Consider the following 5147-nt stretch of genomic DNA (forward strand, 5'->3'; position numbering starts at 1 on the left):
CGAGCAAGTGGTAGATTAGCTCTTGGGCGTGGGCAAGAATATCCATTGTTCTTGCAGAGTATTGGTTTCACGCCCCTTCTTCTCACCTTTCAAGCCTTGGTGCAAGATGTGAGTTAACGTTCTTTAATTTCCACCGGGACCCAGAGATTTGTAAGCGTCGGTCGATTTGCTTGACCGTTGATTCAACCGCCCCAGACCCAACCGAACAGATGTCTTCTGCTTGCAAGTAGTCGTAGTTGGGGATGCGCTGGCGATGCTTTTTCAGATATTGGCAAAAACGACGAACCTGCGCCAATTGAGACCCATCAAACAACTGTAAGGTTTCATCGACTTTGCCCTGCCATAACAAGGTGCGAGCCTGAGCTAAGCGCCTGAGAGAACCTCCGACCTTGTGAAGGTTTTCCATCAAGTGAAACCAGTCGAGAATTTCCCGTCGTTCAACCTCTGGGGTAATTTGACTAAATAGGTTCCAGATGCCATCATGACCGTCCCCTAAACAGGTCAAGGTAGCTGCTAACGGTTGCTCATGGAGCCATTGGAGTAAACTCTCATTGTCGTCCCACCAAGCTCCATGTAGCTTTATCGGAGCGACACGCAGGGCTTTATACTGTTTCCACTGTGGTTGGTGCCCCGGTGGCACAACTAAACGTACATTTCCCCCATCAATACTGGCTTCTTGCACAGGGTCACTCGCGATAGGAGATGGGAAAGTTTGCCGTTGGGCTAGTCGTTGCTGCGTTTTGGCGCTGATTCGGATGCCCGTAAATAACTCGACATCGTCGGTCGTGTGCTGATAAGAAACATTGGCACTCACCCGCAAACAACAGCGCTCCAGTAAGGGACTGATTTGACTGCCGGGTTTGACCTGCAAGCGCTTAGCTTGCTCACTGGTCAACTTTAAGGAACCCAAAATACTCCTCAGAGTTCGCTCGTACCCATCTGTTGTATCCGTTGCTGCTGCAATAAAAAAACACCGAGTTGCGGCAATACGGATTGTTGCGTTTGTTCGCGAATGGCTTGTTCAATCCCTTCAAGCGTCTTCAGTTGTTCGGGTGGCGTGTTGCGATGGAGGATCGCAGCAATCGTTTCAACACTCTGCTGGAGGAGGGCTTCGTCTTCGGGTGTCATAAAACGTCTGAAAAAGATGCATTACCTTTCAGACTAATTTTTCTACCAAGAAGGTGACACGCACCCAGTCTATCGTTTATCAGAGATTTGATGCGACACTACCGGGAAACGGGAACGGTGCAACCGAAACCTCACGGAGGAGGAGCTATTGCCAAGTTAGGAAAAGAGCAGTTGCCCATCGTCGAAGCCTTAGTCATGGCTCAACCGGATGCCTTCCTCAATAAGAGACCTCATAGCTGATACTGCCTTTAGTATGGGCCAATGATTTGGAAATGATAGGCTGATGAAAGGGGATTTTTGCGGGGAAAATATACAGAAATTTTCGGCCTAATCACCTGGTGTAGAGGAGTTATGCCAAAACTTTCCGTCTAATAATAGTTAGCTTTCTAGCAGTTAGTTGGAACCGAATTTGTAGAGGTTGTGATGGCGGTACAAGAATCAACCAAGCAATTTCCCCAGCTTGAAACCAAAAGGCTCTGCTTACGCCAACTATCTCTCTTGGATGCAAAGGATGTCTTTGAGATTTTTTCTAATGAAGAAATAACTAAGTATTACGACTTAGCAACATTCATTACTATTGAACGAGCTGAGCAATTTATCAATCAGATGAACGAAAAGTTTGCAACCAATAAAGGTATTCGCTGGGCGATCGCATTGAAGTCTACTAATCGTTTGATTGGTACCTGTGGTTACAATGCTGTCTACTCAAGTAGTAGACGCGCCGTTATCGGCTACGAGTTGAAGCGGGAGCATTGGAAGCAAGGGTATATGCAAGAAGCGCTTCACGCAATGATTGAATATGGATTTGCAGAACTTCAACTCAATCGGCTTGAGGCGTTTGTTATTCCTGGTAATGAGCGATCAATTCAAGTACTTAGTAAATTGGGGTTTATTGAGGAGGGTATTTTGAGGGAATACGGCTTCTGGAAAGACCAGTTTTGGGATATGCAATGCTTCTCCCTGTTAAAGCGGGAATGGCAAAGTTGAGCAACAATCACTTGCTAAGCAGCTAACAATGCCCACGCACATATCAACTCAGCGATCGCCCAGGTGAAGCAAGGGCACACCTGATCTATATTAGGCATGCGAGCGATGGTATCTGCCAGCTCAAGCCCAAGCCCTTCAAGTCATGAATCAAACTAAATCTTGGTGGCCCGTCTGGATTCCTTACCCCAGTTCCTGGTTGAGAGTTTTGTCTCTATTCCCCCTCCTTCCTGGCGCAGCTCTCACCGCTATATGGCCCTTCATTATCCTCGCCTGGCACGAGGAAAACTCGCCCTCCGCGATCGCTTTGCTTTACATTATCCCGGTCATTCTGCTCTCAATCCTTTTGTACACGGAAGGGCGCCACTGGCTACAGAGTCAGAAAAATCGCCAGCCGCCTCGCTGGTTTCCCCACCGAACCAGTTGGTGGGCAGGTTTCTACGCAGTCTTAGTTCTCAATGTCACTCTTGTGGTAGCCCTGCTCCTAGCTATCTCTCCTGACTCTCGCTACTCTACCCAAGCTCAAATTGAACGAGCGAATACACTCAGCTTCCTCGTTTGGTTCGTTACTGCTGCTTACTGCTTCCAAGGGGAGCTGCTGATTCGTAGAAGATTTTTCTCTAAAAAGTTTGCGTCCTCGGCTAAAGCTAGCCTTCGAAACCCAGATCGGCTTATTGATCCCGTCGAAGTGAAGCTAAACCAAATGCGTGGCGATCTGGGCTTACACAAGATGAGAAACCCTCAGAAAAAGCCTGATTCTAAAAGTTGACTCGGCCCAAGACAATCGTAGAGTCAGCTATCAGCTGCTCTAGGGGAGCGATCGCCGAGTCACGGGAACCATGAATAAAGCTTCTCCTAGAGAAATCTAAGAGAGGCTCGCATGACTCACCCTCGTATTCCCATGACTGAAATGCTCATCGGGTCGATTGCGATCGCCCTTGCCTTTACCGCTATCCTCTGCGGGATAGTCTACGCCATTGTGTCGGAGCTAGGAGGACTTAAACCGGCTCAGCGTCGAGTTGCCAGACGGCGCATGGTGAAACATGGCACCCTCGCCTTTGGCATTGTCTTGATGTTTCATAGCCACTCATTTTTTCTAGCAACTGTCATTGCTGGCGGCTCTGGTCTATTAATCTTCATCTTCATGACCGTCCCGCTGGAGCCTTCCACCGATAGCCTTTCAACTTCAAGCACTTCTACCAGCTACCGTCCTCCCAACTAGGAACCACCCAACTTTGTGAACGCTATGCTGATTCTCTACCTGGGCTCAAACAGCAACTCATGGGCCTGCTTAGAGGCGATCGCCGGGCCGCTCAAAGCATGGTGCTCTACGAAAAAAGTGTTTTAGCAAGCGGACATCCGGAGGCATGGTACTGGAAAGCCGACATTCAAAGACTAGAGCGTGACAGACGCTAAGGGGCGCGATCGCTTGTATCTTGCCGTTTCTACGGATGTCATTGGATTGGCATTCTGGGTATTGCATCGAATATGACCGCTATTCTGCAACGCCAAATTTTCAACTTTGAAACGGATACTTGAAGTTATGTCACCGTAAAACCTATGGAGCAAAAAATCCAGTTACTTCAAGGCAATGGTCAATGGGTAGAGGCGTGCTTATGCGACATGGCTCCTCGCCATCTGAGTGATTTCAACAATATTTGGCAGGCGATGCTAGAAACTCTAAGGGCTGAGGATACCTTTTGGGACTGGACCCGAAAAAAGCGCCTAGCGCTCTCAGATGATCGTTACGAGGCTTACGCCATTGAACAAGACGAGCTAACACAAGGGCTTTTATGGCTCGAAACTCGACAGCATCGATCGCAATGGACGATTGGGCAACCCCTCGTGTATGTGGAAGCACTGGCATCGGCCCCTTGGAATCGACGGTTGATTAACCCTAATCCTTGGCTCAGAGGTGTCGGCACCATCCTGCTACAATTTGCCCGCAAGCGAAGTCTAGATTTAGGCTATCAGGGTAGACTGGGGTTACATGCCTTACCAGACTCAGAGGCATTCTATGAGTCGCGGAACATGTTGAATTTCGGGTACGAGGCTGAGCGAGAAATGGTCTACTTTGAGTACGGCGTCTTAAACCCGCGTCCGTTCGGAGAAAACGACGATGCAATTTGACTGGGAAACTTTTACTTACGACCGAGACTGGCTTCAAACAGCCGTTCAACTGGAAGAGGCATCTGAGCAGGATCTTCAGATCGGCGTTCCAACTTCCCGTCCTCTTGCCATTGAGCCCGCCCAACTACAAACTCAGCTCAAGCGGGTGCAGCTATTATCAATTCTCTTTGGTGAACTGCGTCACCTTCTAGAGCGGGCAGACTTAGGATCAGGCACCGAGGCTGCTTTAGTCCAGGGGCGGCAATTTATCCAAGCTCGTCTATCTCAACTCAGCCTAGAACAACAGGAATTCTTTGAAGCCCTGCTTGCCGAAGCGGAAGCGAACTCTGTGGAGAAACCACTGCGATCTCAACTTCACCAAAGGCTGTGCTCCCTACTCACCGAGTCCGATTGGCAGGAAATTGCTCAAGCCGCCATGAGTTCGATTCAAGCCCACCTTCTAGAGCAAATTACTGGCCAGCAGGTACTGTCAAATTAATCAATAATGTAGAGCCTAATTACCCTCAAGCTGTAGTGCTCATGGAAGGCGACTGGAAAGTTTGGACAAACCAGGCGATGAACCAACTGCTTCAAGTTAGTGAGGCTGAAGCTCGCTCTCGCAACTTAAGAGAGTTATGGTTTGAACAGGGAGACGATGGGCTAGATGTGATGAAGCAGTTGCTAACTCAACAATCTGTTCTCTCTGCCTACCCCTACGCAACCCAACTTAATCCAGGCGAACGGTCAAATTTTGTAACTGATTTTGGGCGTTGCTGAATAGGTAATGATTTAAGCTGAGAGAGGAATTGTCCGATACTTCAAATAATGCAGCAGCAACCGAAGTGAACACTTCAACATCTCAACTGATTTGGAGTAGCACAAGGTCTTCCGGTGCAATCGTGCTAAATAATGCCTCAGTCGGGTAT

General features: G+C 48.5%; 9 protein-coding genes and 1 pseudogene. 7 read left to right on the forward strand and 3 right to left on the reverse strand.

Annotated features, from left to right (window positions below; genetic code table 11):
• Positions 1-82 precede the first annotated feature (82 nt).
• Positions 83-1128 (reverse strand): ISKra4 family transposase gene (locus H6F68_RS05870; protein WP_190557256.1). Its coding sequence is split into 2 segments (ribosomal slippage): positions 83-972 and positions 972-1128, totalling 1047 coding nucleotides; the frame shifts between segments, so codons are not numbered across the junction.
• Positions 1129-1218: 90 nt separating this feature from the next.
• Here H6F68_RS05870 and H6F68_RS05875 point away from each other — a divergent pair.
• The 4 genes from H6F68_RS05875 to H6F68_RS05890 all read left to right on the forward strand — a co-directional run bounded on the left by H6F68_RS05875 (position 1219) and on the right by H6F68_RS05890 (position 3334).
• The gene (locus tag H6F68_RS05875) at positions 1219-1368 is read left to right on the forward strand and encodes a hypothetical protein (protein WP_190557258.1); all 150 of its coding nucleotides are present in this window, start codon (positions 1219-1221) and stop codon (positions 1366-1368) included.
• Between the two features lie 183 nt (positions 1369-1551).
• A complete protein-coding gene (locus tag H6F68_RS05880) occupies positions 1552-2115 on the forward strand; it encodes a GNAT family N-acetyltransferase (RefSeq protein ID WP_190557260.1) in 564 nt (187 codons plus the stop codon).
• A 142-nt stretch (positions 2116-2257) separates the two neighbouring features.
• Positions 2258-2881, forward strand: a complete 624-nt coding sequence (locus H6F68_RS05885; RefSeq protein ID WP_190557262.1) for a hypothetical protein — start codon at positions 2258-2260, stop codon at positions 2879-2881.
• Between the two features lie 111 nt (positions 2882-2992).
• On the forward strand, positions 2993-3334 hold the full coding sequence (locus tag H6F68_RS05890) for a hypothetical protein (RefSeq protein ID WP_190557264.1): 342 nt from the start codon (positions 2993-2995) through the stop codon (positions 3332-3334).
• A 69-nt stretch (positions 3335-3403) separates the two neighbouring features.
• Here H6F68_RS05890 and H6F68_RS05895 read toward each other — a convergent pair whose 3' ends face one another.
• Entirely contained in the window at positions 3404-3595 is a 192-nt protein-coding gene (locus H6F68_RS05895; RefSeq protein WP_190557266.1) for a hypothetical protein, read from the reverse strand.
• A 77-nt stretch (positions 3596-3672) separates the two neighbouring features.
• Here H6F68_RS05895 and H6F68_RS05900 point away from each other — a divergent pair, with 77 nt between their 5' ends.
• The 3 genes from H6F68_RS05900 to H6F68_RS05910 are packed head-to-tail and all read left to right on the forward strand — an operon-like array spanning position 3673 to position 4998.
• Positions 3673-4242, forward strand: coding sequence for a GNAT family N-acetyltransferase (locus tag H6F68_RS05900; RefSeq protein ID WP_190557268.1), 570 nt, complete (start codon positions 3673-3675; stop codon positions 4240-4242).
• A complete protein-coding gene (locus H6F68_RS05905) occupies positions 4232-4720 on the forward strand; it encodes a hypothetical protein (protein ID WP_190557270.1) in 489 nt (162 codons plus the stop codon). Before H6F68_RS05900 ends, H6F68_RS05905 begins: the two co-directional genes overlap by 11 nt.
• Before the next feature lie 41 nt (positions 4721-4761).
• On the forward strand, positions 4762-4998 hold the full coding sequence (locus tag H6F68_RS05910; RefSeq protein ID WP_206755504.1) for a hypothetical protein: 237 nt from the start codon (positions 4762-4764) through the stop codon (positions 4996-4998).
• A gap of 12 nt (positions 4999-5010) precedes the next feature.
• Here H6F68_RS05910 and H6F68_RS05915 read toward each other — a convergent pair.
• Positions 5011-5147: pseudogene (locus H6F68_RS05915) on the reverse strand (IS1 family transposase); the annotation flags it as partial.

Source organism: Trichocoleus sp. FACHB-262, assembly GCF_014696035.1.
Lineage (GTDB): Bacteria > Cyanobacteriota > Cyanobacteriia > FACHB-46 > FACHB-46 > Trichocoleus.

Bases quoted from the DNA above. Each gene is read 5' to 3' on its own strand.
- H6F68_RS05910 (WP_206755504.1), top strand. From the start codon at position 4,762: ATGGAAGGCGACTGGAAAGTTTGGACAAACCAGGCGATGAACCAACTG.
- H6F68_RS05890 (WP_190557264.1), top strand. From the start codon at position 2,993: ATGACTCACCCTCGTATTCCCATGACTGAAATGCTCATCGGGTCGATT.
- H6F68_RS05895 (WP_190557266.1), bottom strand. From the start codon at position 3,595: ATGCAATACCCAGAATGCCAATCCAATGACATCCGTAGAAACGGCAAG.
- H6F68_RS05875 (WP_190557258.1), top strand. From the start codon at position 1,219: ATGCGACACTACCGGGAAACGGGAACGGTGCAACCGAAACCTCACGGA.
- H6F68_RS05900 (WP_190557268.1), top strand. From the start codon at position 3,673: ATGGAGCAAAAAATCCAGTTACTTCAAGGCAATGGTCAATGGGTAGAG.
- H6F68_RS05880 (WP_190557260.1), top strand. From the start codon at position 1,552: ATGGCGGTACAAGAATCAACCAAGCAATTTCCCCAGCTTGAAACCAAA.
- H6F68_RS05905 (WP_190557270.1), top strand. From the start codon at position 4,232: ATGCAATTTGACTGGGAAACTTTTACTTACGACCGAGACTGGCTTCAA.
- H6F68_RS05885 (WP_190557262.1), top strand. From the start codon at position 2,258: ATGAATCAAACTAAATCTTGGTGGCCCGTCTGGATTCCTTACCCCAGT.